The organism is Pyrococcus kukulkanii (assembly GCF_041647995.1).
Taxonomy (GTDB): domain Archaea; phylum Methanobacteriota_B; class Thermococci; order Thermococcales; family Thermococcaceae; genus Pyrococcus.
In genome coordinates, this window is the sequence record NZ_JARRIB010000003.1 from 15,727 (window position 1) to 39,347 (window position 23,621).

Here is a 23,621-nt window from a genome sequence, read left to right on the forward strand (position 1 = left end):
CTGCCCCCTTACGTGTGTTCCAAGATGTATGGTTTAATGAGGGTGTTCCATATTATTGCCCATATATCTACACTTACTCGGACATTGATGCTTTTGCCAAAGACTGTTACTGTTCCAATTTTATAGCTCACTGTGGTTCCAGGATCTATAACCGCCATTGCCCCGCTCAGCACGTAGTCTGCTGCAACGGTCTTTGTGTCCATTTTTACTTGAATTGTGTCGTGGATTTTGCCTGAAAAGTGAGTCCAAGTGTTCCCGTCGTAGCTGTACCCGAGGGTGTAGGGTATTTCGACAGTGATGAATTCTCCATCCTTAAGTACTATTTCGGTAGCATCTGCGCCGCTTATTGGAATCTTCGAGTTAATCTCTAATGGGAGACTGAACTGGACAATTTTAGTAGTTTGTGCTGGAATAGTGAATGAACTCGGGTTGATGCTCCATTCCCCCGTGTTCAGACTGCCCGCGGGCACACTCTCCAAATCACCTAAGGAGTAGCTGTTTAGCACTGCAATATCTCTGATTCTAACTTCATCCCTAGAATTGGAATTGTGTAAATAAACCCTGCATGACAACGTGGCCCTATATGCATGATCCTTAAAGTCAAAGTAAACATCATCACACTCAGAACTAATTTGCTTTAATCCTGTCCCATTCATAGGCCTCACTTCCACCCTCACCTCGTCCCAGTGCTCCTCCCCTTTTCCGTTTGGCTGCCCATCGTAATTGTCGAGGAATAACTTGTACTTGTGTTCTCCTACTCCATAAACTGTTAGGGTGAATGTTGTCACCGTATAGTTTTGAGCGTTCCCTGGAACTCCAGTCCAGTCAATGTTCTTGACTATCGCCCCATCCCCATCACTCACAAAACCCTTAAGACTAATCCTATCATTGTTATAATTCCAAACCTTAACCAGGAACGTCACTTCCCCACCACCCTCAAGCTCAGTAGGATAGGGAATTAACCTAGCATCAAACAATGTGGTTGGAGTCCCAGAAACTTCTAGGCTTCCACTTTTCGCTGCTTCCAACCTTCCATCCTCCCGAACCTCAATCCTCCACGAATGATCCCCTGCCTGAGCTGTCCATGGTAGGGATACTTTTCTAGTTTCCTCGGCACTAAGAGTGATGGTTTTGCTCGACTTTTCGATGCCGTCAATGAAGAGCTTTACCGTTGCAGTTCTGGAGCGAGAGGCTGGGTTTTTGAGAACCACGTTAAAAGTCACAGTATCTCCGTGCTTTGGAGTTTCTGGGGTTATATCAACACTTGTTATTAGCAACGTTCCCCTGGTCACAGTTACGCTTTTTTCAGTGCTTTTTGAGTGTCCGTTCCAGTATATTGAAGCCGTTGCAGTGTAAGTGCTTGGAGTGTCGTAAGCTACTGTCTTTGTTAGAACTACCTTAGTTTCACCGGGATTAAGGGTTATTGTCCCAGAATACGTCTGTGAGCTAGTCAGTGAGATTGGAATTGTTACGGTATATTTTACGTCTTCAAGCTGAAATTCTTGGTTGTTTTCAATGGTGAACTTATAAGTTACACTTTCACCCTCTGTAGCACTTTCCGGTGAAGCCTCTAACCTAATGTTTACCTTACTCCAATCTACTGGGGATTTTAAGTCAATTGTAGCCGAGTACTCTTCTCTAATAGTTCTCTCCTCACAGAAAGATTGCATTAATTCCCCATCAGAGGGAGGAGATTGCGGGATATCTCCACAGATAGGTGTGTAGGTTATCTCAACTTTTCCTGTGACAGTAAGTTCACCCTCTGAATTGTGGGTATACGTGAATCTTTTGCTGGTCCAAGTGTGGCTATCTCCAATATTAATCGCTGGGACTGAACCTGAGTCAGAATCCCCACTTGTATAGTCTTTGACATTTATTCTGATGTCTTTAACTTCATTGTTCTCGGCCTTAAGGGAAATCTCAATATGGTATTCAACTTTTCCAGGCTGGTTTGTGTCAATGACAACGTCTACCTTGTTTATTAGAAGAAGGCCTTCATTGTCGGTAATTGAGAGGGCTTTTTTTACGATAGTCTCGTTAAGTATGAGTTCTGTGTTTGTTTGAGATGAAAGGTTGGAATCTTGGGAAGAGGATCCTGTTAGTGCTCCCGTAGGCCTAGGTTTAGGGGGAAGCGGAATAATGGGCATGATAGGATATGGAGGCTCTGGGAGGTCATTTTCTTCATGCCAAATCAATGAAACTTTTAGTGCGTCTTTCAACTCAGCGACTTTCTGGTTGAGTATATTCTCTAACCTAGCGTCGGTATTGCCGTAATTTTTTGCCTTTATCAACGTATAAATGTTCCCTATAAGCTCGTACGCTTTAAGGGCTTTGGGCCAATAATATCTATCTTCCACTATATGTGACCCTATTCCCGTTGAAAAAGCAAATCCTCCATCTTTAACCCAGGTAAAGCCCCAAATGTCTCTTTCAATTCCCTTTTCAAGGGTGCTTATAGACTGAGCAGTCAGCAGGTTATAAGTAGCCTCTCTCAAGTTTTCAATGGCTTTTTCCATCCCCTGATAGTCTTTTTCGTAGTATTCTTTGTAAAATGCTACCCATAAATTGGCCAAAACTGGGTTTATTAGCTGTTCCGTCTCTTCAAACACTGGAGGATTACTAGGTAAAGCCCACTTCCACTTTTCTAGTCCCCATGCTTCATACTCGTTGTACTTGAAACCAATGTCGATGAATGCCATTGAGAGGTCTTCAAGGAATGCACTCATGTTAAAGTCTCCAGTTATTGAGTCAGCGTTCTGGATGATGTACTCTTCCAAAGCTTTAATCTGTTCATCAGTCCAGCCTTGAGCCTTTAGGGCTTCTACAGTCTCCTGAGGAAGTCCATTCTGCTTGATGTCTTCAGCCATCTTTAGGAGCTCTTCTTCGGTGTAGTACATTTTGACTCCGGATGCCTTCAGTTCCTCTAATGCCTGCCACACTAGGGCTGAGATATTGGCAGCATTTTTAGCTCCAAGGTGAGAATTCCAGACTAGCTCGGGAGCAAGGCTAAAGTTGCCATTTTCAATATTTGCAACAAGTTCTGATTCTCTGTACAGAATCTCCCAAAATGTTGCATATGGGTCGGCAGTTGTCGCCGCTATCACATAGTTGTTCTTAATTCCTGCACTTACTGTCCCACCGCAAACCAGTATTATTAACCATAACCCTACTATTTTTCTCATTATGATATCGCCAGAATAACAATAGATAATAATAACTTAAAAAATTTTTGATAAAAATAAAATAACACAAAACTGGAAGAGAAGTTAATTGACACTTTGGGTAAGTTATGTGAGATAACGTGATCTCCCCAGTAAAATCACTTCGAAAAAAGTTAGCATTAACTATAAGAAAGGTAAAAGAATTAAATGGTAATTAGAGTATTAAGAGGGACAAAAACGGGATTATTAGTATTTTCCTTCTTTTCTCGGCACTAACTTTATTTTATATTCGACACGCCATATAGGGAATTTTGTCGCTTTAATCGTTAAATAATATTCGCTTTCCCCTCTGTACAGATTTATAGTTTCTTCCTGGGGCAATTTAAAGTTCACTATAATTTCAGTATCTCTGTCCAGAGTCACCTTGAAGGTTGTTGTCCCTTTGTACTCTTTTCCGTTTACTTTTATCAGGTACTCGGTACCTTGAGGGAAGTCTATCTCAAAGGTAAACCCGGAAATTCTTGGCTTGACTTCAAGGGTAAACAATCCCCACCCATCCTTTTCTACTATTGTCACTGTTTCGTTGTTTATATAGAACACCTCCGCTGATGCTTGAATGTTCGCTGGAGGTATTTGAGCAGTTCTAAGGGCGTACCACAGGACGAACAGGAATATCACTAGGATCGCTACAAGCTTCTTATCCACGCGAATCCCTCCAAATCTTTATTATAAAAGGATCCCCATCTTAGGTAACTTTCAGTTCTTGGGGATATATAAACCTTTGTAGCTAGTTCTTAGTCGTATTTTGCGAGCAACAAATAATTTATAAGTGTTCACCACTCATAGTGACTATATGGTGGGGATAAAATGGTGAACTTCATATTTGGGATTCACAATCACCAACCCCTAGGAAACTTTGGCTGGGTCTTTGAGGAGGCCTATGAGAAAGCGTACAGACCATTTCTCGAGATTCTAGAGGAATATCCAAGTATGAAAGTTGCAATCCACATAAGTGGCCCTCTAATAGAGTGGTTACAGGAAAATAGACCAGAGTACATCGACCTTTTACAGTCGCTCGTAAGAAGAGGACAGGTGGAAATAGTTGTAGCAGGATTTTACGAGCCAGTCCTAGCTGCAATACCTAAGGAGGATAGGCTAGAGCAGATAAGGCTCATGAAAGAGTGGGCCAAAAACCTCGGGTTCGATGCTAAAGGGGTATGGCTAACAGAGAGAGTTTGGCAACCCGAACTCGTGAAAACGCTGAAAGAAAGTGGGATAGAGTACGTGATAGTGGATGATTACCACTTCATGAGTGCAGGCTTGTTAAAGGAACACTTATTTTGGCCCTACTATACTGAAGATGGTGGAGAAACGATAGTTGTGTTCCCTATAGATGAAAAGCTCCGATATCTAATTCCATTTAGGCCTGTTAAGCAGGTCCTTGATTACTTGCACTCGCTAGATGATGAAGACGAAAGTAAGGTTGCTGTATTTCACGATGATGGAGAGAAGTTCGGAATTTGGCCAGGAACGCACGAGTGGGTCTACAAGAAGGGATGGCTCAGGGAGTTCTTCGAGAAGGTGACTTCCGATGAGAGGATAAACCTCATGCTGTACACTGAATATTTGAAAAGGTTCAAGCCTAAGGGTTTAGTGTACCTCCCGATAGCTTCGTACTTTGAGATGAGCGAGTGGTCACTGCCAGCTGAGCAGGCGAAGCTTTTTGTCGAGTTCGTGAACGAGCTAAGGATAAAAGGCATGTTTGATAGGTACAGGGTCTTCGTAAGGGGAGGTATCTGGAAGAACTTCTTCCACAAGTATCCGGAGAGTAACTACATGCACAAGAGAATGCTAATGGTCAGTAGACTTGTAAGGGACATCCCGGAAGCGAGGAGGTACCTATTCAAGGCCCAGTGCAACGATGCGTACTGGCACGGTCTCTTCGGTGGAATATACCTGCCCCACTTAAGGAGGGCCGTGTGGAGCAACCTAATAAAAGCTAACACCTACGTTTCCCCAGGGAACTTTATTAGAGATATAGACTTTGATGGTAGGGAGGAAGTCTTCCTCGAGGGGAAAAACTTCTACGCCGTTTTTAAGCCCTCCTACGGAGGTTCCCTTATAGAATTCTCAAGTAAGAGGAGATTAGTTAATTATGTAGACATTCTAACCAGGAGATGGGAACATTATCATGGTGTAGAAGTTGCGTATGATGGAGCCGGTGTCCCAAGTATACATGAGCTCGAGAAAAGGCTTCCGGATAACCTCAGAGGAGAAGTCGCATACGATAAATACCAGCGGTTCATGCTTCAGGATCACCTTATTCCACAGGAAACCACTATAGACGATTTTAGGCTCTCAAGAAATGCGGAAATTTTAGAGTTACCTGCTAAGCCCTACCACTTCAACATGTTTGAAAATGGGATAAATCTGTGGTTTGAAGAAGGGGGCTTTAGAGTAGAAAAGTCATTTAGGCTACTAGATGACGGTTTCATCGTGGATTATTCCGCCTCCGGAAAGGATATAGTTCTCGCAATAGAGCTCAACTTAGCAGTTCAAAGCATAATGGAAAAACCTGAGGTTCTCAAGGTAAAAGAGTTGGAAGTTGATGACAAGTACGCAATAGGAAAGTTTGGGCTTGAGTTCGACAGGGAGGTTACCCTCTGGAAGTTCCCCATAAAAACCTTAAGCCAAAGTGAAAGCGGGTGGGACTTAATTCAGCAGGGTGTTAGCTACACGGTGGTGTTGCCCTTAGATGGAGAAGAGAGACTGAGGATAAGGTTCAGGGAAATTTAAAGCCTCGGTTAGGGAGGCCCTCATCACCTATCAGGGCCCGAAAGAGGCCTCATCGGCTTAATCTTTCCAGTTTTCTTTCTCTTTGTCAGGACGTATGCTCCAGCTAGCATCCATCCTAGTAATGAATAATATCGCAGGTTAATAAATGGATCCCTATACACTCCCTCTATTTTGTGGATACCCCCTGGAATGCTTACAACCATAAGCCCAGTTCTGTAGTCCCTCCAAACTTTCACCTCCTTGCCATCTATGTAGACCTTCCAATATGGGTAGTATGCTATTGAGACTATTATAGTTGCTCTGGACGTTGAAGTGATGGTTGCGCTAAACCTTGTATCACTGATCATGAAGTCCCTATACCCCAGGGAAACATTTTTGTTCTTTGCTAGGGAGAATATGCGGTTTAGTTCCTTACTCGAGTTCCAGTAAAGTGAGTGAAACAGTAGATTGCCGCCGATGAAATAGATATGACCCTTCCCTACGTCTCTAAATCCGATGAGCGTGTAATTGCCTACCTTGATAATGGGAGTTAAATTCCCTTGAAAGACAGGACCATACCATGTTTTTCCTTCATACACAAATGGTGCAAATCCTGTTACATTAGGCATCGCTATTAAAACGCTCTTAGTGCCCAGGAATTCTCCAGCCCTTTCCGGTATTACAATGAGGGTACCTCCTTCCTTCACGAACTCTAGCAGGGTTTTTTCTTCGCTCTTTTTAGGTTCTCCTAGGTACATTACGGTGCTAACTCCATGGGGTACGTCAGTAAGGGAGGGCATGTATATGTACCTGTAGGGAAAATCATAGAATTTCCCAACGATTAGCAGATCTACAGGTGTAAAGAAGCTCGTATTAGCTTCATATATTCTGAACTTTCCAATTTTCCCGACGTACTTATACGGTTCCGGAACTGGTGATTGAAGAGTCGTTATAAGGAATCTCGTGGCATAGGGTAAGAGGTAGTGTTCCGCAAGATGGTTATCTTGACCATAATTTACCTTACAAAGGATATGCATCATCCTAAAATATTCCCTGTCCGCGGGACTACCTTCATGGTACCAGCCGTTTAGGCTTAGCTTGCCTGTTAAAGCTGGGAGGTAAGAATAAGGGGCCACAGCTGGAACAACGTAAAACCTCCAGTCCCTACCTTTCTCGTCTTTCAGGAACTTAGCGAGTTCCAAATAGTCTTTAGGCATTCCTCCGATTGAGTAAGGAAGTGCCAGAGTTATCGCGATAATTAAGGCGACTGCGGTTATCTTTACAATTGACTTCCTCTTAACTTCCGAGCTCCCTAAGACTAAAACTAGAGGTAACACATCAAGCCATCTGTAGGGAAGCATCTTGGAGAGTAGTGGCAGGTTGTAGAAGCTTCTAACTGGCGAATAGTATCCCGTTGCTAGTAGCATGAGCGCGACAACTAATGCGAGGTGTCTGATAGTTTTCCTAACACTCAAGAATAGTGTAAGCAACAGCGGGATCATTAGGAAGAAGTACTTTGATAGGATGATCTCCCCTAGTTTTTTTGACGTATACTCAAATAGGTAAGGATATTTGGTTATCGTAAAGAAGTTGGAGTACCTGTAATCGAGAATAAATGGCACGTAGAAGAAAGCCGTCAGCACAAGAATTATTCCAATGGCTCTTACAATGTTATGTGCGCTGGGCATTTTTCTTAGATAAAGCACGCCTACTAGAACTACAAGAGGAAGGAGAGCTGAGTGGTGGGTTAGTAGCACTATCGAGACCAGCATTGAGCCGAGAGTTACCTCCTTAGCGTTTCCCTCTAATATCAGCTTTGCACCCAGGATAAAGGCTGGGGCCGCAAGAAGGGCACACAGCCTTGGATATGCACCTTCAATCGTTACTATTGGAGAGTGCGCAAGCAGTGTTGGATAGAGTAATGACAGTGGCACGTTTTTAGTCAGCTTATAAAGGGAAACCACTCCAATTAGCGAGAAGAGGGTTAATGTTATGGCTAGTCCTCGAATAGGCGTTCCTAAAATTTTCCCAAAGAAGGCAGCGACCAAGTATGAGAGTGGCGGGTAATACTTGAGAAATGGATATCCAGTGTACCAATCATTTATCCATGGCTTCCATCCATCCTGCATGAGTTTGTAAACCTTGAATAGATGGCCATTTCCGTCAACAGGAAGGGCTGGAATCTCGGGAGCTCTATAGAATGGCAGAAAGATAATAAACGACCAGATGATAAATATTCCGGCGATTGCTACATTTCTGCTAAGATCTCCCTTAACCCTCTTATCGTTGCTGAAAAGTAGCAACCATCTCCCCCTCTGGCTACCCACGCCTCCTCACCTACCCTAATGAATTTCACTGTCCCTCTATTCTTCCTGATTAGTATATATCCATCTCCTTCAGCCCCAAGTTTATGGGAAAAGCCAATTATTATCGAGTTTCGGAGGAATTTCTCGTGTTTTATGAGCTTTGACAATATTAGTTTCATATCTTCGTCAGGGGTCCAGATGATTATGTTCCCGGTGGAGAATTCATAGATCAGCTTAAATCGTGCTCCTTCCACCTTACCTTGAGCGACTATCCTTTCCTGGCTCGATGATTCCATGAACTCTCCTCCTTCTAGGAACTCCCGTATAAACGCCACTTGGTATGAAGGATTCACTATTTTTATCACGGCCACGCAAATCCTCTTAAAATATCCAATATAATAAACTATCGATAACTCATGAGATCTTCCTTGAGAATTCAGTCAACGTTCTATCTATACATCCTCTTAGTCCTCGGGTTATTGGAGATATTCCCTCTCTGGCTTGTTTTGCAAGGCATACTTGTTTTTCTGTTTTTCATGGTCTTTTCTGGTGCGATCTTTTACTCCCTTCTAATGCTGGCCACTAGAAGGAGCTATCCCTTTGAAGTACCTGATGATCCCTCTACTCCTCTCGATCCGCTCGTTTACGTGCTTATACCTGCTCACAATGAAGAGTCCGTAATTAGAGCTACGGTAACATCCGTATTAAATCAGGACTATAAGAACATGCGAGTGTTCCTGATAAACGACAACTCAACTGATGGAACCCTTGAAATCTTCAGGGAATTTGAGAAAAAGGATAAGAGGGTCGTCGTTATAAACGTACCGCCAGAAAGGGGAAGAAAAAAGCCTAAGGCATTGAACTATGCACTTGAGATAATAAGCATAGCCTTCCCGAAGCCTGAGTTCGTGTTCATACTCGATGCGGACTACATAATACCCCGGGACGCAATAAGAAAACTTGTGAGAATAATGGAAAAGGCTCCAAACTACGTTATTGGAATCCAGGGGAATGTGAGACCTAGAAACTGGAAGAAAAACTTCATAACCAAGTTCATAACACTTGAAAGGCTCGTTGGTTTTAACGTTGCCATAGAGGGAGATATGAAGTTCAATGAAAATGGTAAGAATGGGGGTACAGTGGTTCTTATTAGATATAAACACCTGTCAAGTCTGGGATTCTTCAATGAGGATGTTGTTACCGAGGATACAGAGCTCTGGGCTAGGGCTTTCATATCTGGATACAGGTTCTGGTACTATCATGGCGTTATAGGATGGGAGGAAGCTGTTGAAGATGTGAGACACTATATAAAGCAGAGATCAAGATGGGCTCAGGGTCACTTTCAGGTTATGGTAGACTACTACTGGCCTGTTATTAGAGGAGCCTCAAGCATCCCCGAGGCATTCATAGAACACTTTTACCTGTTGAGTTACTTAGTTCCAGTTTTCTGGTTCTCATCCATCGTGCTCAATTCCTACTTAATGCTCGTGGAACACCCACCTTCCTCAATAATCCCTCCCAAAGTTTCCCTGACGTTGGCTGCTCTCTCATTCCTTTTGTTTTGGCTTTCGGTAGCGTATTCTAACTGGATCGAAAAGAAGAGAACAGGATACTGTGTTAATTGGGGTTTTGTTCTCGCATATCCCCTATATTTCATTATATTTGTGGTATTTTCCGTTATTTACACTACGAGAGGGCTTATTAGGCTGATGATGGGAAAGTTGCAGTGGGAGAAAACCAAGAGATTTACTTAGAAAACGGGTCTACTATCACGAGAAGGTCTATGTTGCTCATAGTTAGTTCGAAGTGAAGGTATGAGAGAACCATAAGGGAGTGTATTTCGTCGTGTAATACTATTTCAAAAAGGCCCTTTACGGCAATTAAGGCCGCTAAAACTCCGTAGCCACCCTTTAGCACGTCTGCAATGGCAAGCACGAGGGAGATAATTATATGGAGGAATCCATACGATCCGAAAGGCGGCGAGTACCTTCTAAAGAACATCCAGTACGAATTAAAACGAGTCTTCTTCAGCTTATCCAGAAAGTCTAGGTGCATTAGATAGGTAGTCACGAAAAGGAAAGTTCCGACCAAATACAGTATTGATCTGTGCGGCTTTTCGCTGAATAGATAAAGCCCCACAAGCATTGAGCAAAGTATCGCAGAGGAGAGGGAGTACAGGGCGTAGAGCTTGACTATCCTAAGTAGTCTAACCCTTTCCCTAGGTACTTCAGAGATCACCCTCATCACGACCCACCTTAAAATTAAGGGGTTCTTTCAGCCCCCAGAACCTACAGAAGGCACAAATTTCCCCACTCGACGGCATTCCACAAACCTTGCATTCTCTTAACTCCTTTCTCTCTACTTCGATCTCGAACAGCTCTCTCTTTTTGAGGTAACCCCTCACGAACATGAACTTCGTTCCGGGCCTCTTCTCCTCGAGCTCATTGAGGATTGCTTTCATGTCAAGGGTGGTTGCCCCCTTTGCGTGGGGGCATTCCTCAACAATATACTCTAGGCCAACTGCAAGGGCATAGGCCACAACTTCCCTCTCCGTGAGCTCGTAGAGAGGTTTGACCTTTTTGACAAATTTGCCCTCTCCAGGAAGCAGGGGACCCCCTTTCGCTAGATACTCGGTGTTCCAGTGTAGTATGTTATTAAGGAGGAACGAAGCTTCATCATCTAGGTTGTGCCCTGTGGCTATTACATCAAAGCCGTTGTCGTAAGCAAACTTATTCATTATGTACCTCTTCGTTAACCCACAGTAAGAGCATGGGGGTCTCCTTGTTTTTACCTCCCCTATTCCATACCCCAAGATCTCTTTTATCCTAACTATATGGAGCGGAGCACCAATTAGATCGCACTGCTTCTTTGCGAACTCCTCACTCTTCTCCGAGTATTCTCCTATACCAAGGTTTATGTGGAGGCACTCAATATTGTAACCAAGCTTGTTAAGAACGTAAGCCGTAACCGCAGAATCTTTACCCCCACTTACCGCTACTAGGACATTTTCATCCTTTTGAAGGAGCCTGTATCTCTCTATCGTCCTCTCCACTTTCCTCTCAAAGTATTCAATGAAATGATCAATGCAAAGGTACATCTTGGGATAATGAAGCTTTATATAGGCCTCTTTTGAGCAAAATTTGCATTTCACAATTCTCACCTTCTTCAGATAAGAAGAAAGCTCTTAAAATTTATACTACCTAAAAATATGTCCAGACACCATGCTACAATAAGGAGGTATCTGTATGGACGTATTCCTCGAACTTACCCTGATCCTAATAATAGCAAAAATTTTGGTATCTCCCTTAAGCTCGGTTTTCCAGCTATCCTCGCCCAACTTATTGAAGGAATACTCATAGGATCATCGTTGCTTAATATTAACCACGCCTGTCTTAATGGAGATGAAAAAGCTTAGAACAAAAGTTAGAACCATGATTCTTGCCGTCACGGTGTTGATGATATTTTGGAGATCCTTATTGCAATGAACGTGAGGGAGAAGCGTTAGACTGCCCGATGTTACAATAATCTTGGCTGAGATTAGTCCTGTAATGCTTTGCCTGTCTATATTCACTGGTCGCAGTGATAGGTAAAGACGGGGTTGGAGTGTTGATGATGAAATTCAAACCAAAAGAATCCCTTCATGTGGAAACTGGATGATTCCAGAATGAAGGTAGCTTTAATCATTGCTTGCGGTTCCGGTAACGATGGTAGTTCTAACGACTTTAATGACTCCATAGGGCATTCTCAAGCTGATTCAGATTCTAAACTCTCTATTTTTTGCTTCCAGTTCCCAGGCTTCTTAAAGTCCTTGAGGTTGAAAAGACCTTCTTTCACCAATATGCCCCTCGCTGCCATGATTCCAGTTGCAGCGGCGTTTACGATGTCCCTACTTAATCCAGCCCCATCTCCCGCAGCGAATACGTTCTCTATGCTCGTCTCAAGCAACTCATTTACCTCAACTTTCATTGCATAGTACTTTATCTCTGGGGCGTAGAGGAGGGTATGGTCACTTGCAACCCCAGGAATTACCTTGTCGAGCTTCTCAAGCCCCTCAATTATATTAGTGACTACCCGGTGGGGGAGGGCCATTGCTATATCCCCTGGGGTCACGTGCTTGAGCGTTGGCTCTACATCGCTTTTTCTTATTCTTGACCACGTGCTCCTCCTTCCTCTCCTTAAATCCCCTAAACGCTGGATTATTGGCTTTCCTCCTCCTATTGTTGTTGCTAATTGGGCTATACTCCTCCCGTAGGCCGTTGTATCTTCCACAGGCTCCGTAAGCTCTATCCTAGTTAGAAAGGCGAAGTTCGTGTTGTTACTCTTCTTCTCCCTCATTGAATGGCCGTTTACACCAACGTAACTATCGTACCTTTCCTCAACCACGAAGCCGTACGGGTTAGTACAGAAAGTCCTCACGAAGTCATCGTAGGTGTCTGTGTAGATGTGGAACTTAGGATCATGGTTTATGCTCGTTATCGGCTCCATTATAATGGCCGGAACCTCGACCCTAACTCCAACGTCTATCGGTCCATGCCTCGCCTTCAGCCCGATCTTCTCAGCAACGTCATGGAACCACTCGGCACCTCCCCTTCCTGGGGCCACAATTATGTACTTAGCCTCTATCGTGAAGATATCTTTGCCCCTCTGAACCTTGACCCAGCCTTCATTGAACTCTAAAGCCCTTGTCCAGAGCATGAACTTTACTCCCTTGCTCTCCAAGTACTGCTTAATGCTCTTAATTACCCTGGGAGTGTGATCACTGCCGATGTGCCTCTGGATTATTGGGATGAACTTAACTCCAGCCTGAGCGGCCCTCCTTTCCCAGTACCTTATTTGGTCTGGATCTCCTTTGTACAGGTTCCTGGGGGCACCGTGCTTGAGGAGTATCTGATCAACTTCCCAAACGAGTTGCCAAGAATAATTCTCATCGTTCGTTAACTCCGTAAGATCCCCACCGATGTCCGGTCTTAGGTTCACTGTTCCATCACTTAGTCCCCCAGCCCCTCCAACGCCGCTCATTATGTGGCAGGGCTTGCACCCAACGCAGTAGCCGAGCTCGTACATTGGACAGACTCTCTGATCGACATCTCCACCTTCTTCGATAACTAGAATGCTTAGATCGCTCTTTTCGGCAAGTTCATAAGCCGCAAAAAGGCCTGCAGGACCCGCCCCTATTATAACAACATCATACTTCATTAGTTCCCTTACCGAGGTGCACATCTAATCCCCTTATAAATCTTTTGGCAAGTTTTAGTTTAATACTTTCAGTGTTATCTAATGATTTTAACATTAATCTGGCAATTTTTGAAGGGCTTTCCTTAATTTCGCTACGACCTTTGGTGGGGCAGGCCCATCAAGACCTACTATCTTGACCTCTTCATCCCTCCTAATTCTCTCGATAACTTCGATTGCCCAGTCGCAGGCCTCAGTGTAGTTGTTCGCCTGCGCTGTCTCATCAACTCTATACCACTCATCGTTCTTTTTATCGTATATAGCCAGGGCGGGGGGCATCGGCTCACAGGGACAGTTAATGTAAATCAGCTCGATTATGAAATCTCCCACATTCAGAAAACCCTCCTTTCTTAGCTCTTCTCTCCATCCCACCCCTACCACCATATTCATGAATAAAATTTCATCTTTTAAGCTTAAGTTAAGCTTAAGGCTTATAACATGCTTAGATTTTTAGGGTGATAAAATGAGAGTCCTTGCTATAACTGATATACACGGGAACTACCGAGAAGTTAAGACACTAGCGGGGGAGCTTGATGATTTTGATGTGATTTTAATAGCCGGTGATATCACCCACTTTGGCAACGGCAGGGAGGCTGAAAAAATATTATCCCCTCTCCTTGGAACTGGAAAGCCCCTCTTGGCTGTTATGGGAAACTGTGATGGAAGGGATGTCCTTAAAACATTGGAGAAACTGGGAATAAGCGTCCATAATAAGAGGGTCGAAGTTAGAGGCGTGGGAATAGTTGGATTCGGTGGCTCGAATGTAACTCCATTCTCAACAATATGGGAGTTTTCGGATGAGGAAATTTACGAGTCCCTAAGGAGGAACTATAAGGAGGGGGACATTATTCTAACCCACGCTCCTCCGTACGGTACGAAGCTTGACAAAACTTTTTCAGGAGTTCATACTGGGAGTAGGGGACTAAGGAAGTTTATCGAAGAAAATCAGCCACCTCTATGTATCTGCGGTCACATCCATGAAGGTAGGGGAGTAGAAAGAATTGGAAGGACAATAGCTGTTAATCCCGGTCCGCTTTCACGGGGATACTATGCCATGGTGGACTTGGAGAAGCTGGAGGTCGAGCTCAAGAAAATATCTTAAGCGTCCCAGGAGATATATGGGTGGGAGGAGCTATGGGAATCGTTAGGGCTCACTTGAGAATATACGGCAGGGTTCAGGGGGTCGGGTTCAGGTGGAGCATGCAGAGAGAAGCTAGGAAACTTGGTATAAATGGCTGGGTAAGGAATTTACCTGATGGAAGCGTTGAGGCCGTGCTTGAAGGGGAAGAGGAAAGGGTTGAGGCTTTAATAGGATGGGCTCACCAAGGGCCCCCGCTGGCCAGGGTTACCAGGGTGGAGATACAGTGGGAAGAACCCAAGGGAGAAAGGGGGTTTAGGATTCTGGGGTGAAGATAACTTTCCTAGGGCAATATTTGACTTCACACTTCGGACATATCATCCTCTCTTTATTCCTCTCGGGTGTGTGGATGACTATCTTCTCCAACGCCCCTTCACTTCTCATGGATGCTATGACATCAAAGGGAAGTACTCCCTCTATAACGAGATAGGCCTTACTTCTCTCTTCGTAAGGGTTGCTCCCAAATACCTCAACAACCCTTATCCCCCTCTCGGCCAGGATCTGGAGAACCTTAGCAAGGACTCTCTCATATGATTCTTTTTGTATCGTGAGCTCGAGCACTTCCCAGCCCATGAGAGGGGCTATTGAAATTAAGCTCGACCTAGGAGAGAGGTTCTCGAAGAGTATTCTCAACGCTGGTTTTGACTCTATGTACTCTATGGTGTGATAGACTATCTTTCTGTTTACTCCGGTGGCTTGAGCTATCCCCGTGATTGGAACTTCAACTCCCCTGATGTAGATCTTTCCATCCCTCACTGACAGTCCAGCATTCCAGAGAAACTCAACAACCTTCCTCCTTGCTGGATAATTCTTGAAGTACTCCTCAAGGATGTGTATCATTTTTGTCACCTCTTACTCAATATTGGGTAAAAATGAATATTTAAAGATTGCCCCCTAAAGATTTTTATATCAACAAATTATCTCCTCAAAAAGGGTGAGGAGGAGGGAAAAGATGGGAAAATTCGTTGAGAAGCTCGAGAATGCAATTAGGGGATACACGTTTGATGATGTTCTCCTAATTCCACAGGCTACAGAGGTTGAGCCGAAAGATGTCGACGTTTCTACGCAAATTACCCCCAACATAAAGCTGAACATCCCAATTCTAAGCGCGGCGATGGATACCGTGACTGAATGGGAAATGGCGGTAGCAATGGCTCGAGAGGGTGGCTTGGGAGTTATACACAGGAACATGAGCATAGAGGAGCAGGTTGAGCAGGTAAAAAGGGTGAAGAAAGCCGAGAGGTTCATAGTTGAGGACGTAATCACAATAAGCCCAGATGAAACCGTGGAATTTGCTCTCTTCTTAATGGAAAAGCATGACATCGATGGCCTGCCAGTGGTTGAGGATGGGAGGGTCGTTGGAATAATAAGCAAGACCGATATCGCCGCAAGGGAGGGAAGAACCGTTAGAGAGCTAATGACCAAGGACGTAATAACAGTCCCTGAGAACATCGATGTTGAGGAAGCGTTGAAGATAATGATGGAAAACAGAATAGAGCGGCTACCAGTTGTCAACGAAGAAGGGAAGCTCATCGGCCTCATAACGATGAGCGACTTAGTTGCAAGGAAGAAGTACAAGAACGCAGTGAGGGATGAAAACGGTGAGCTGCTAGTTGCTGCAGCCGTAAGCCCCTTTGACATAAAGAGGGCCATAGCCCTGGATAAGGCTGGAGTTGACGTTATAGTTGTTGATACAGCTCACGCTCACAATCTCAGGGCTATAAAAGCTATGAAAGAAATGAGGTCAAGGGTTGATGCAGACTTCATAGTCGGCAACATAGCTAATCCAAAGGCAGTAGATGACCTAACGTTTGCAGATGCAGTTAAAGTTGGAATTGGGCCCGGAAGCATATGCACAACCAGGGTCGTTGCCGGAGTCGGAGTGCCTCAGATAACGGCCATTGCAATGGTCGCTGACAGAGCCCAAGAGTACGGATTGTACGTTATAGCCGATGGAGGGATAAAGTATTCCGGAGATATAGTCAAGGCCATTGCTGCAGGAGCCGATGCCGTAATGCTCGGCAACCTGCTCGCTGGAACAAAGGAGGCCCCAGGTAAGGAAGTAATAATAAACGGGAGGAAGTACAAGCAGTACAGAGGGATGGGATCTCTAGGGGCAATGATGAAGGGAGGAGCGGAAAGGTACTACCAGGGAGGCTACATGAAGACGAGGAAGTTCGTTCCAGAAGGCGTTGAAGGGGTCGTCCCCTACAGAGGGACAGTCAGCGAGGTGCTGTATCAATTGGTAGGAGGTCTAAGGGCAGGAATGGGGTACGTCGGGGCAAGAAACATAAAAGAACTAAAGGAGAAGGGCGAGTTCGTGATAATAACTTCAGCAGGATTAAAAGAAAGCCATCCCCACGATATAATAATCACCAACGAAGCCCCAAACTATCCGCTGGAAAGGTAGCTTTTTTAACCCTCCCTCCTTTCTTTTAGCGATGGCCAAAAGCCTCAAGTGGAAGCTCATAGAAAACGCTGGTTGGCTTTTCATTGCTGAAGTACTCTCGGAAGTTTCTAGCCTATGGTATAATAGTTGTCATGGGAAGAACCTTGGGACCAGAGGGTCTTGGGCTATACTCTTTCATATTCTACTACGTTGGAATCCTGGGAGTATTTTCGGACTTTGGCGTTAACTTCTATGTAACGAAGGAAGTCTCCAAGGATAAAAATAGACTCCGCGATTTAGTTCCAGTAGCCCTTGGACTGAAGATTTCCTTAGCATTTATGAATTTCGTGATTCTAGCCGTAATAACTCTATTCCTTCCAAAGCCCCTCTGGGTGAAGCTCCTGATCTTGGGAGTTGGCGTAGAAGCTATTCTATACTGGGTAGCTACTTTCTTTACTGGACTTATGTACGCGCATGAGGTTACCAAGTATGAGGCTATAGCGAGAATCACAGAAAGGTGCTGGGCCTTTATAACGGGAGTTCCAATTCTGTACTACCTCAGATCACTGCGAACCTTTGTGGAAGCCTTAGTGGCTGGATACGTTATCAGAGATACCATGAGGATTTACTTCACAACCAAAATTGCCGGATTTGTGAGGCCTAAGTTTAAACTTAAAGAGTGGCTAGGGATTCTCAGAAGGTCATATCCCTTCTGGCTAATCAACCTATTCACCATGATATACTATCAGACCGATGTTGTCATGCTAAACCTGCTGAGGGGAAATTACGAGACGGGCCTTTATAGAGGGGCATATATGTTTATTCAAGTTGCCTTGCTTGTCCCTACGGTTGTGATTCCAACCATCTTACCTCCAATGGCAAGGCTATGGGAGAAGGATAGGAGAATAGTCAGAACGCTGTTCAATAAAGCCTATATGACCCTCTTAGGACTAGGAATCGTAGGTGCCGGTGGATTGATGGCATTCCCTAACCTCTTGATCAGCATTTTCTTGGGAAGTAAATTCCTACCCAGCATTCCAATTCTCAAAATCCTAGGGGTTGCAGTTCCTTTTATGTTCCTGAACTCCCTTATAGGAAGTCTAATGAACGCAACCGGTAAGGAGCTTGAGTTTACGAAGATAGTGGGCTTCACGGCCCTGCTAAATGTAGTGCTGAACTATATTCTCATATCCAAGTATGGAGCCTCTGGAGCGGCACTTGCAACTTTAGTTTCTCAGGTCTCTGTGACCATCATGGGAAGTTATAAAGCCTATCATCATCTAAAAATTTAAATACTTATATTGATAGTGCTGAGTATGCGATCCCTTAAGGATTTAAGTCCCCAAGAGGTCGAGAAGATTCGTGAAGAAGTGAGAAGGTTAAGAAAGAAGGGCTTGAGTTATTCCAAGATAAGCGAGATTATTAAGGAAAAGAAGGGAGTTAAGATTTCAAAGGCCACTGTTATGAGATGGTGCAAAGGGGAGAGTGATCCTCTGAGGAAAGTCAGGAGGATTAACTTTGAATCACCTTCTCTTGCCTATGTAGTTGGAGTACACCTCGGGGATGGGAGTGTGAGCCTTGACGATAGATACAGATACAGGATAAGGCTTAAGGTAGTTGACAGGGAGTTCGCTGAGGCCTTCGCTGAGGCCCTTAAAGATATAGGCTTGAGGCCAAGCCTCTACTGGGAGAACGATTCTTCAAGAGTTGGAAGGTGGGTTGTTGAAGCTGTAAGCAAGGAGCTTTACATGTTTTTGAGCGGGCCAAGGGAGAAGCTGTTCGAAGTTGCAGGAAGGTGGCCCGTAGAATTCCTAAGGGGATTCTTTGATAGCGAGGGGAGCGTTTCCATAAGCAAAAAGAACCCACGAAAAGCTAGTATAACTGCAGATAACTATGATAAAGACGTCCTTAAATTATGTAGGGATCTTCTTGAGGGTATGGGAATTCACTCCACGGTGTACTTGGCTAGAAAGAAAGGAACAAAAGTTGTAATTAGGGGACAGGAATACGAGTACACTAGCGACCTATACAGAATCAGTATTCACAGGAGGAGCAGTGTTGCAAGGTTCGCTGAAGTCATTGGGTTCACCATCTTACGAAAGCAAGAAAAGCTAGCAATGTTTCTTCAAGAATATTACTCACAATCCTCCGAAAATAATTACCACAGAAAATAAATGTATAGCGGGGGGAGGATTTGAACCTCCGACCTCCGGGTTATGAGCCCGGCGGGCACTCCTAGCTGCCCCACCCCGCTGCGAGACCCAATACTAACTCTCAGCATTGGCTTTATAAACTTTACGCACAAAAGTGGACATTTAAAAGTCCTAATTTAACTTAATAATCCAAAAACCCTAAAGTCCTCTTTGCCATCCTATCCTGGGGATGAGAATGAGGATCGAAGACGTTTACATATGGGACATAAACGCTAAGTGGCTTGGGATAACTCCTTTCCAGCTAATGGAAAATGCAGGGGCCGGGGTTGCTAGAGTTATAGAGGAGAGATTTGGGAAGGGCCTTAAGATAGCTGTCTTCTGTGGAACTGGGAATAACGGAGGGGATGGGTTCGTTGCTGCAAGACACCTAAGTTTTGAGAATGATGTTACGGTCTTCCTTGTGGGGGATGAAGCAAAGATAAGGAGCGAAGAGGCTAAGCTTAACTGGGGCATACTCAAGAACCTTGAATTTGTAAAGGTAAAGGTACTAAAAGATTCAAGTCAGATAAAAGATTTGGACTTATCTAGTTTTAATGTAATAGTTGACGCTCTCCTTGGAGCTGGAACGAAGGGTGAACCCAGGGAACCGATAAAGTCAGCGATAGAGAAGATAAACGAATACTCCGGGAAGGCTAAGATTGTAAGTATTGACTTACCAAGCGGATATCCTTCCGAGGTAAGGGTAGAGTGTGATTTAGCAATTACATTTCAGTGGGATAAGGAAGAGTTCAGGGACTTTGAGAGGATCATAGTGAAGATAGGATATCCCAGGGAGCTGTACCACTTGGTAGGGCCAGCCCACGTCAAATTTGCGTTCAAGAGGAAAGGCGAACATAAGGGCCAGAATGGGAAGTTGCTCATCATAGGAGGTAGCGAAAACTATTATGGAGCTCCATACTTAGCTGCTAAAGCCGCAAGTTATCTCGTTGATCTTGTGTTCCTCCTAACTCCAGAGAGGGTCGCAAAGAAAATTACCGACCCCAATCTAATCATTAGAGAAGTTAGGGGTGAAAACCTAACGGCAAGACATGTAGAAGAGGCGTTGAAACTTGCTGAGAAAGTTGATGCTATAGTCCTGGGGCCGGGGATAGGAATAAATGAGGCAACAAAGGCTTTCGTTTCTGAATTCCTGGAGAAAGTGAATAAGCCTATCGTGATAGATGCAGACGGCCTTAAGATAGTGGCCGAACATAAGGAGTCATTAAAGGGCAAGGCTTTCGTGTTAACACCTCACTCAGGAGAGTTCTACACTCTTTTTGGGGTCAAGCCCGAGGGTTCTCTTGAGGAAAGGGCTAAACTTGTAATGGAAAAAGCCAAAGAAATTGAAGGAACGATACTCCTAAAGGGGCCAATTGACATTATAAGCGATGGAAATGGATGGTACTACAATAAAACTGGAAACAAGGGCATGACAACTGGGGGAACTGGAGACGTTTTAGCTGGAACCGTTGGAGCGTTCTTGGCTTTAGGCAATAACCCTCTAAGAGCAGCTCAAGCTGCCGCATTTCTCGTTGGGTACGCTGGAGATCTTCTAAAAGAAGAGAAAGAAGAGGCGTATACGGCAATTGATGTTGCGGAAAAGATACCAAGGGCATTAAAAGATGTTATAGGGTTTTAGTCCATAAGCCTGTACAGTTCGTTCCAGTAGATATCCCGAAGCCATTGAACGTCCTTTGTAACTTTTTCATTGTTTATATCTAACTCAAATTCTTTCCCGCCGATACGTCCAACAACTTCAACTGGGAGAACTCTCCGAACTTTCTCTAAGCTCTCCTCTGGGAACGTTATAACATACCTCCCATGGCTTTCACTAAATGCGAAGTCTACTGGCTTTAAGTTAGTCTTAATTTTGACAGAAACCCCAACGTTGAACCACGTGCTAATCTCTGCCAAAGCCACTGCGATTCCACCCTTTGATACATCGTGAACAAAGGATACCAGCGAACTCTCGATGAGTTCAAGAACTCCGTAGGCGTTCCTTCTTTCTCTCTCAAGGTCAACCCTCGGTGCTACTCCCTTGCTGATTCCCAGAATCCTGTACAGCTCGGAACCACCAAGCTCCTTCTTAGTTTCTCCCACGACGGCGATGAGATCTCCTCTCCTGGGACCTTTAGGGATTACTTCAAGTTTAACCTTTCCAAGGCCAGCTACAACTGGAGTCGGTTTTATTGGCTTATCCACAACCTCATTGTAAAAGCTGACGTTCCCACTTATGTAAGCTAGGTTGAAAGCTTTAGCTGCATCAGCTAAACCCCTCACGGTCTCGGCAAAGGCCCAGTAAACTTCGGGTCTTTCGGGAGAGGCAAAGTTCAAGTTATCGATTAATGCCATGGGTCTAGCTCCAACACTAACGAGATTCCTCACGACTTCGGCAACCGCCCCCATGGCTCCGTGATAGGGGTTTAGATAGCTGTGCCTGGGATTGCCATCGGCAACAAAGGCTAGGCCATATTCATCGTTTATCTTCAAAACTGCGGCATCAAATCCAGGCTTTACAACGGTTCTTCCCTGAACTTCATGGTCATACTGCTCCCAAATCCACCTCTTTGCTATAATGTTCGGACTCCTCCAAACCCTATCGAAGGCTTCTTCCAAGGAAATTTGGGGAGTTTCAACGTCCTCCTCAATCTTATACTTTTTCAAGGGCCATTTAATCGTGGGGACGTCAGTGAGGAGATCAATGGGAAGATCTGCAACCTTCTCGCCCTTCCAGTAGACGATAAAGCGGGGCTCCTCTATAGTTTCTCCCACAACAGCCCACTCAAGCCCATATTTCTCAAATATCTTCCCCAGGATTTCAACGTCCTCAGGCCTTATCGCAAAGAGCATCCTCTCTTGGCTCTCGGAAATCATAACCTCAACGACATTCATTCCAGGCTCCCTCAAGGGAATCCTGTCGGCGTATATTATTGCCCCAAAGCCCTTCTTCCCGGCCATCTCGGAGGCGGCGCAGGTTAAGCCGCCACCACCCAAGTCCTTCAATGCCTTAACTTTACCCGTGTACACGACTTCAAGAGTTGCCTCTATCAACAATTTTTCAGTGAAGGGATCGGGGATCTGGACGGCGGAGCGATCCTCTTCCTCAGCATTTTCACTAAGTTCTTCGCTAGCGAACGTAACTCCGTGAATTCCATCCCTCCCAGTTCTATTACCTACCAACACGAGCTTTAATCCAGCCTCAGTAACGTAGCTGTGAACTAAGTGCTCTGGTCTCATTATTCCTATACAGGCCACATTTACGAGTGTGTAATTATCTAAGCTCTCATCAAACTCCGTCTCTCCTCCAACGGTCGGAACGCCAATTCTATTACCGTAATCAGCTATACCTTTAACCACGTACTCGAAAAGGTATCTGTTCCTGTCGTTCTCAAGGGGCCCAAATCTTATCGGGTCTAATAACGCTATGGGCCTAGCCCCCATACAAAGGACATCCCTGACAATCCCACCAACTCCAGTTGCGGCCCCACCGTAAGGTTCAACGGCGGAGGGATGATTGTGACTCTCTATTCCGGCAACTATCCAAGTTTCATCATCGAACTTTATTATCCCGGCATCTTCTCCTGGGCCAAGAATTACGTGCTCGTTCTTCGTGGGCAGAAGCTTGAGCCAAGGCCTACTTGATTTGTAAGATGCATGCTCGCTCCACATTACTTCAAGCATTGCCCACTCAAGTTCATTTGGTTCCCTACCTAGCCTCTCACGAATGTACTTTTCCTCGTGCGGGAACATAAAAATCACCTCTTAACCCACTCTACCATGCTTCTAAACACCCTAAGCCCGTCCTCGCTTCCCAGGAACCTGTCACTTGCCCTTTCAGGATGAGGCATCATTCCTAAAACGTTGCCCTTCTCATTGCTTATCCCGGCTATGTTCAAGACTGATCCATTGGGATTCGTATCTTCGGTTATGTTTCCCTTCTCATCACTATACTGGAAGACCACCCTAACCTTTGAGGGGTCATCAATGTAATAGTTACCCTCAGCGTGAGCTATCGGCATCCTGATGACCTCCTCCGGCTCGTAGAGCCGTGTAAATGCCGTGTTGGTATCAACTACCTTAAGGTAAACCCATCTGCAGATGAACCTCGGGATCTTGTTCGGTCTTAAGGCACCAGGCAAAATCCCCGATTCAGTTAGAACCTGAAAGCCATTGCATATTCCAAGGACGGGCCTTCCCTCCTCTACGAACTCCCTAACTTCCTCCATTATCCTCTGCCTTGCCGCGATTGCTCCGGCTCTTAAATAATCAGCGTAGCTGAAGCCTCCCGGAAGAACAACGCCATCATAGTCCTTTATTGACTCCTGATACCAAACTCTCTCAGCCTTTCCTCCCGCCTTCCTTATGGCCTCGACTGTTTCAAAGTCACAGTTCGTTCCTGGAAAGACTATAACTGCGAACCTGGGCATC

The 23,621-nt window shown here is 44.8% G+C and carries 19 protein-coding genes and 1 tRNA gene; 8 read left to right on the top strand and 12 right to left on the bottom strand.

All coding sequences use genetic code 11. The features are described 5' to 3' along the window. Positions 1-8: 8 nt before the first annotated feature. Positions 9-3,182, bottom strand: a complete 3,174-nt coding sequence (locus P8X24_RS06430; RefSeq protein WP_372914662.1) for a COG1470 family protein — start codon at positions 3,180-3,182, stop codon at positions 9-11. Between the two features lie 225 nt (positions 3,183-3,407). Beyond that, a complete protein-coding gene (locus P8X24_RS06435; RefSeq protein ID WP_372914664.1) occupies positions 3,408-3,866 on the bottom strand; it encodes a hypothetical protein in 459 nt (152 codons plus the stop codon). Positions 3,867-4,028: 162 nt separating this feature from the next. Here P8X24_RS06435 and P8X24_RS06440 point away from each other — a divergent pair, with 162 nt between their 5' ends. Next, positions 4,029-5,957, top strand: a complete 1,929-nt coding sequence (locus tag P8X24_RS06440) for an alpha-amylase/4-alpha-glucanotransferase domain-containing protein (protein WP_372914666.1) — start codon at positions 4,029-4,031, stop codon at positions 5,955-5,957. 23 nt (positions 5,958-5,980) lie between these two features. Here P8X24_RS06440 and P8X24_RS06445 read toward each other — a convergent pair whose 3' ends face one another. Together P8X24_RS06445 and P8X24_RS06450 are read right to left on the bottom strand one after the other, a co-directional pair. Next, positions 5,981-8,263, bottom strand: coding sequence for a 6-pyruvoyl-tetrahydropterin synthase-related protein (locus tag P8X24_RS06445; RefSeq protein ID WP_372914668.1), 2,283 nt, complete (start codon positions 8,261-8,263; stop codon positions 5,981-5,983). After that, the gene (locus P8X24_RS06450) at positions 8,185-8,613 is read right to left on the bottom strand and encodes a hypothetical protein (protein WP_372914670.1); all 429 of its coding nucleotides are present in this window, start codon (positions 8,611-8,613) and stop codon (positions 8,185-8,187) included. Before P8X24_RS06450 ends, P8X24_RS06445 begins: the two co-directional genes overlap by 79 nt. 45 nt (positions 8,614-8,658) lie before the next feature. Here P8X24_RS06450 and P8X24_RS06455 point away from each other — a divergent pair, with 45 nt between their 5' ends. Continuing rightward, positions 8,659-9,996, top strand: coding sequence for a glycosyltransferase family 2 protein (locus tag P8X24_RS06455; protein WP_372914672.1), 1,338 nt, complete (start codon positions 8,659-8,661; stop codon positions 9,994-9,996). Here P8X24_RS06455 and P8X24_RS06460 read toward each other — a convergent pair. The 4 genes from P8X24_RS06460 to P8X24_RS06475 all read right to left on the bottom strand — a co-directional run bounded on the left by P8X24_RS06460 (position 9,989) and on the right by P8X24_RS06475 (position 13,858). Further along, positions 9,989-10,486, bottom strand: coding sequence for a hypothetical protein (locus P8X24_RS06460; RefSeq protein WP_372914674.1), 498 nt, complete (start codon positions 10,484-10,486; stop codon positions 9,989-9,991). The two genes, P8X24_RS06455 and P8X24_RS06460, sit on opposite strands and share 8 nt — an antisense overlap. Beyond that, positions 10,470-11,393: a tRNA-5-methyluridine(54) 2-sulfurtransferase gene (gene ttuA / locus P8X24_RS06465; RefSeq protein ID WP_372914676.1), complete on the bottom strand. Its 924-nt coding sequence runs from the start codon at positions 11,391-11,393 to the stop codon at positions 10,470-10,472. The genes P8X24_RS06460 and ttuA overlap by 17 nt, the downstream gene beginning before the upstream one ends. Before the next feature lie 593 nt (positions 11,394-11,986). Then, positions 11,987-13,438: an NAD(P)/FAD-dependent oxidoreductase gene (locus P8X24_RS06470; RefSeq protein WP_372915309.1), complete on the bottom strand. Its 1,452-nt coding sequence runs from the start codon at positions 13,436-13,438 to the stop codon at positions 11,987-11,989. Between the two features lie 93 nt (positions 13,439-13,531). Continuing rightward, a complete protein-coding gene (locus tag P8X24_RS06475) occupies positions 13,532-13,858 on the bottom strand; it encodes a hypothetical protein (RefSeq protein WP_372914678.1) in 327 nt (108 codons plus the stop codon). Positions 13,859-13,937: 79 nt separating this feature from the next. Between P8X24_RS06475 and P8X24_RS06480 the strand changes: the two genes are divergently transcribed. Together P8X24_RS06480 and P8X24_RS06485 are read left to right on the top strand one after the other, a co-directional pair. After that, positions 13,938-14,576: a metallophosphoesterase gene (locus P8X24_RS06480; protein WP_372914680.1), complete on the top strand. Its 639-nt coding sequence runs from the start codon at positions 13,938-13,940 to the stop codon at positions 14,574-14,576. 32 nt (positions 14,577-14,608) lie between these two features. Next, a complete protein-coding gene (locus tag P8X24_RS06485; RefSeq protein ID WP_372914682.1) occupies positions 14,609-14,884 on the top strand; it encodes an acylphosphatase in 276 nt (91 codons plus the stop codon). Here P8X24_RS06485 and P8X24_RS06490 read toward each other — a convergent pair. Next, positions 14,868-15,452 carry a regulator of amino acid metabolism, contains ACT domain protein gene (locus tag P8X24_RS06490; RefSeq protein ID WP_372914683.1) on the bottom strand — a complete coding sequence of 195 codons (585 nt, stop codon included), beginning with the start codon at positions 15,450-15,452 and terminating at the stop codon, positions 14,868-14,870. The two genes, P8X24_RS06485 and P8X24_RS06490, sit on opposite strands and share 17 nt — an antisense overlap. Before the next feature lie 112 nt (positions 15,453-15,564). On the opposite strand from P8X24_RS06490, the gene guaB reads away from it, so the two are divergent. The 3 genes from guaB (at position 15,565) to P8X24_RS06505 (ending at position 19,175) form a co-directional block, all read left to right on the top strand. Continuing rightward, on the top strand, positions 15,565-17,022 hold the full coding sequence (gene guaB / locus P8X24_RS06495; protein WP_372915311.1) for an IMP dehydrogenase: 1,458 nt from the start codon (positions 15,565-15,567) through the stop codon (positions 17,020-17,022). 83 nt (positions 17,023-17,105) lie between these two features. Beyond that, positions 17,106-18,293, top strand: coding sequence for a flippase (locus P8X24_RS06500; RefSeq protein WP_372914685.1), 1,188 nt, complete (start codon positions 17,106-17,108; stop codon positions 18,291-18,293). Positions 18,294-18,317: 24 nt separating this feature from the next. Then, a complete protein-coding gene (locus P8X24_RS06505) occupies positions 18,318-19,175 on the top strand; it encodes an LAGLIDADG family homing endonuclease (protein ID WP_372914687.1) in 858 nt (285 codons plus the stop codon). Positions 19,176-19,180: 5 nt separating this feature from the next. Here the strand turns inward: P8X24_RS06505 and P8X24_RS06510 are convergent. Further along, positions 19,181-19,255, bottom strand: a tRNA-Met gene (locus tag P8X24_RS06510). Positions 19,256-19,389: 134 nt separating this feature from the next. Here P8X24_RS06510 and P8X24_RS06515 point away from each other — a divergent pair. Further along, positions 19,390-20,832 (top strand): NAD(P)H-hydrate dehydratase, encoded by a 1,443-nt coding sequence (locus P8X24_RS06515; RefSeq protein ID WP_372915313.1) that lies wholly within the window; start codon positions 19,390-19,392, stop codon positions 20,830-20,832. On the opposite strand, the gene purL is transcribed toward P8X24_RS06515, so the two are convergent. Further along, positions 20,829-22,943 carry a phosphoribosylformylglycinamidine synthase subunit PurL gene (purL, locus tag P8X24_RS06520; protein WP_372914689.1) on the bottom strand — a complete coding sequence of 705 codons (2,115 nt, stop codon included), beginning with the start codon at positions 22,941-22,943 and terminating at the stop codon, positions 20,829-20,831. The genes P8X24_RS06515 and purL overlap by 4 nt on opposite strands. Before the next feature lie 5 nt (positions 22,944-22,948). Beyond that, positions 22,949-23,620: a phosphoribosylformylglycinamidine synthase I gene (purQ, locus tag P8X24_RS06525; protein ID WP_372914691.1), complete on the bottom strand. Its 672-nt coding sequence runs from the start codon at positions 23,618-23,620 to the stop codon at positions 22,949-22,951. Between the last annotated feature and the right edge of the window lies 1 nt (position 23,621).

What these genes read in the sequence shown, in the direction of transcription:
- P8X24_RS06485 (WP_372914682.1), top strand. Translation starts at nt 14,609, where the DNA reads ATGGGAATCGTTAGGGCTCACTTGAGAATATACGGCAGGGTTCAGGGG.
- purQ (WP_372914691.1), bottom strand. Translation starts at nt 23,620, where the DNA reads ATGCCCAGGTTCGCAGTTATAGTCTTTCCAGGAACGAACTGTGACTTT.
- P8X24_RS06515 (WP_372915313.1), top strand. Translation starts at nt 19,390, where the DNA reads ATGAGGATCGAAGACGTTTACATATGGGACATAAACGCTAAGTGGCTT.
- P8X24_RS06460 (WP_372914674.1), bottom strand. Translation starts at nt 10,486, where the DNA reads ATGAGGGTGATCTCTGAAGTACCTAGGGAAAGGGTTAGACTACTTAGG.
- P8X24_RS06440 (WP_372914666.1), top strand. Translation starts at nt 4,029, where the DNA reads ATGGTGAACTTCATATTTGGGATTCACAATCACCAACCCCTAGGAAAC.
- P8X24_RS06430 (WP_372914662.1), bottom strand. Translation starts at nt 3,182, where the DNA reads ATGAGAAAAATAGTAGGGTTATGGTTAATAATACTGGTTTGCGGTGGG.
- P8X24_RS06490 (WP_372914683.1), bottom strand. Translation starts at nt 15,452, where the DNA reads ATGATACACATCCTTGAGGAGTACTTCAAGAATTATCCAGCAAGGAGG.
- P8X24_RS06475 (WP_372914678.1), bottom strand. Translation starts at nt 13,858, where the DNA reads ATGGTGGTAGGGGTGGGATGGAGAGAAGAGCTAAGAAAGGAGGGTTTT.
- P8X24_RS06455 (WP_372914672.1), top strand. Translation starts at nt 8,659, where the DNA reads ATGAGATCTTCCTTGAGAATTCAGTCAACGTTCTATCTATACATCCTC.
- P8X24_RS06505 (WP_372914687.1), top strand. Translation starts at nt 18,318, where the DNA reads ATGCGATCCCTTAAGGATTTAAGTCCCCAAGAGGTCGAGAAGATTCGT.
- purL (WP_372914689.1), bottom strand. Translation starts at nt 22,943, where the DNA reads ATGTTCCCGCACGAGGAAAAGTACATTCGTGAGAGGCTAGGTAGGGAA.
- P8X24_RS06480 (WP_372914680.1), top strand. Translation starts at nt 13,938, where the DNA reads ATGAGAGTCCTTGCTATAACTGATATACACGGGAACTACCGAGAAGTT.
- P8X24_RS06470 (WP_372915309.1), bottom strand. Translation starts at nt 13,438, where the DNA reads ATGAAGTATGATGTTGTTATAATAGGGGCGGGTCCTGCAGGCCTTTTT.
- guaB (WP_372915311.1), top strand. Translation starts at nt 15,565, where the DNA reads ATGGGAAAATTCGTTGAGAAGCTCGAGAATGCAATTAGGGGATACACG.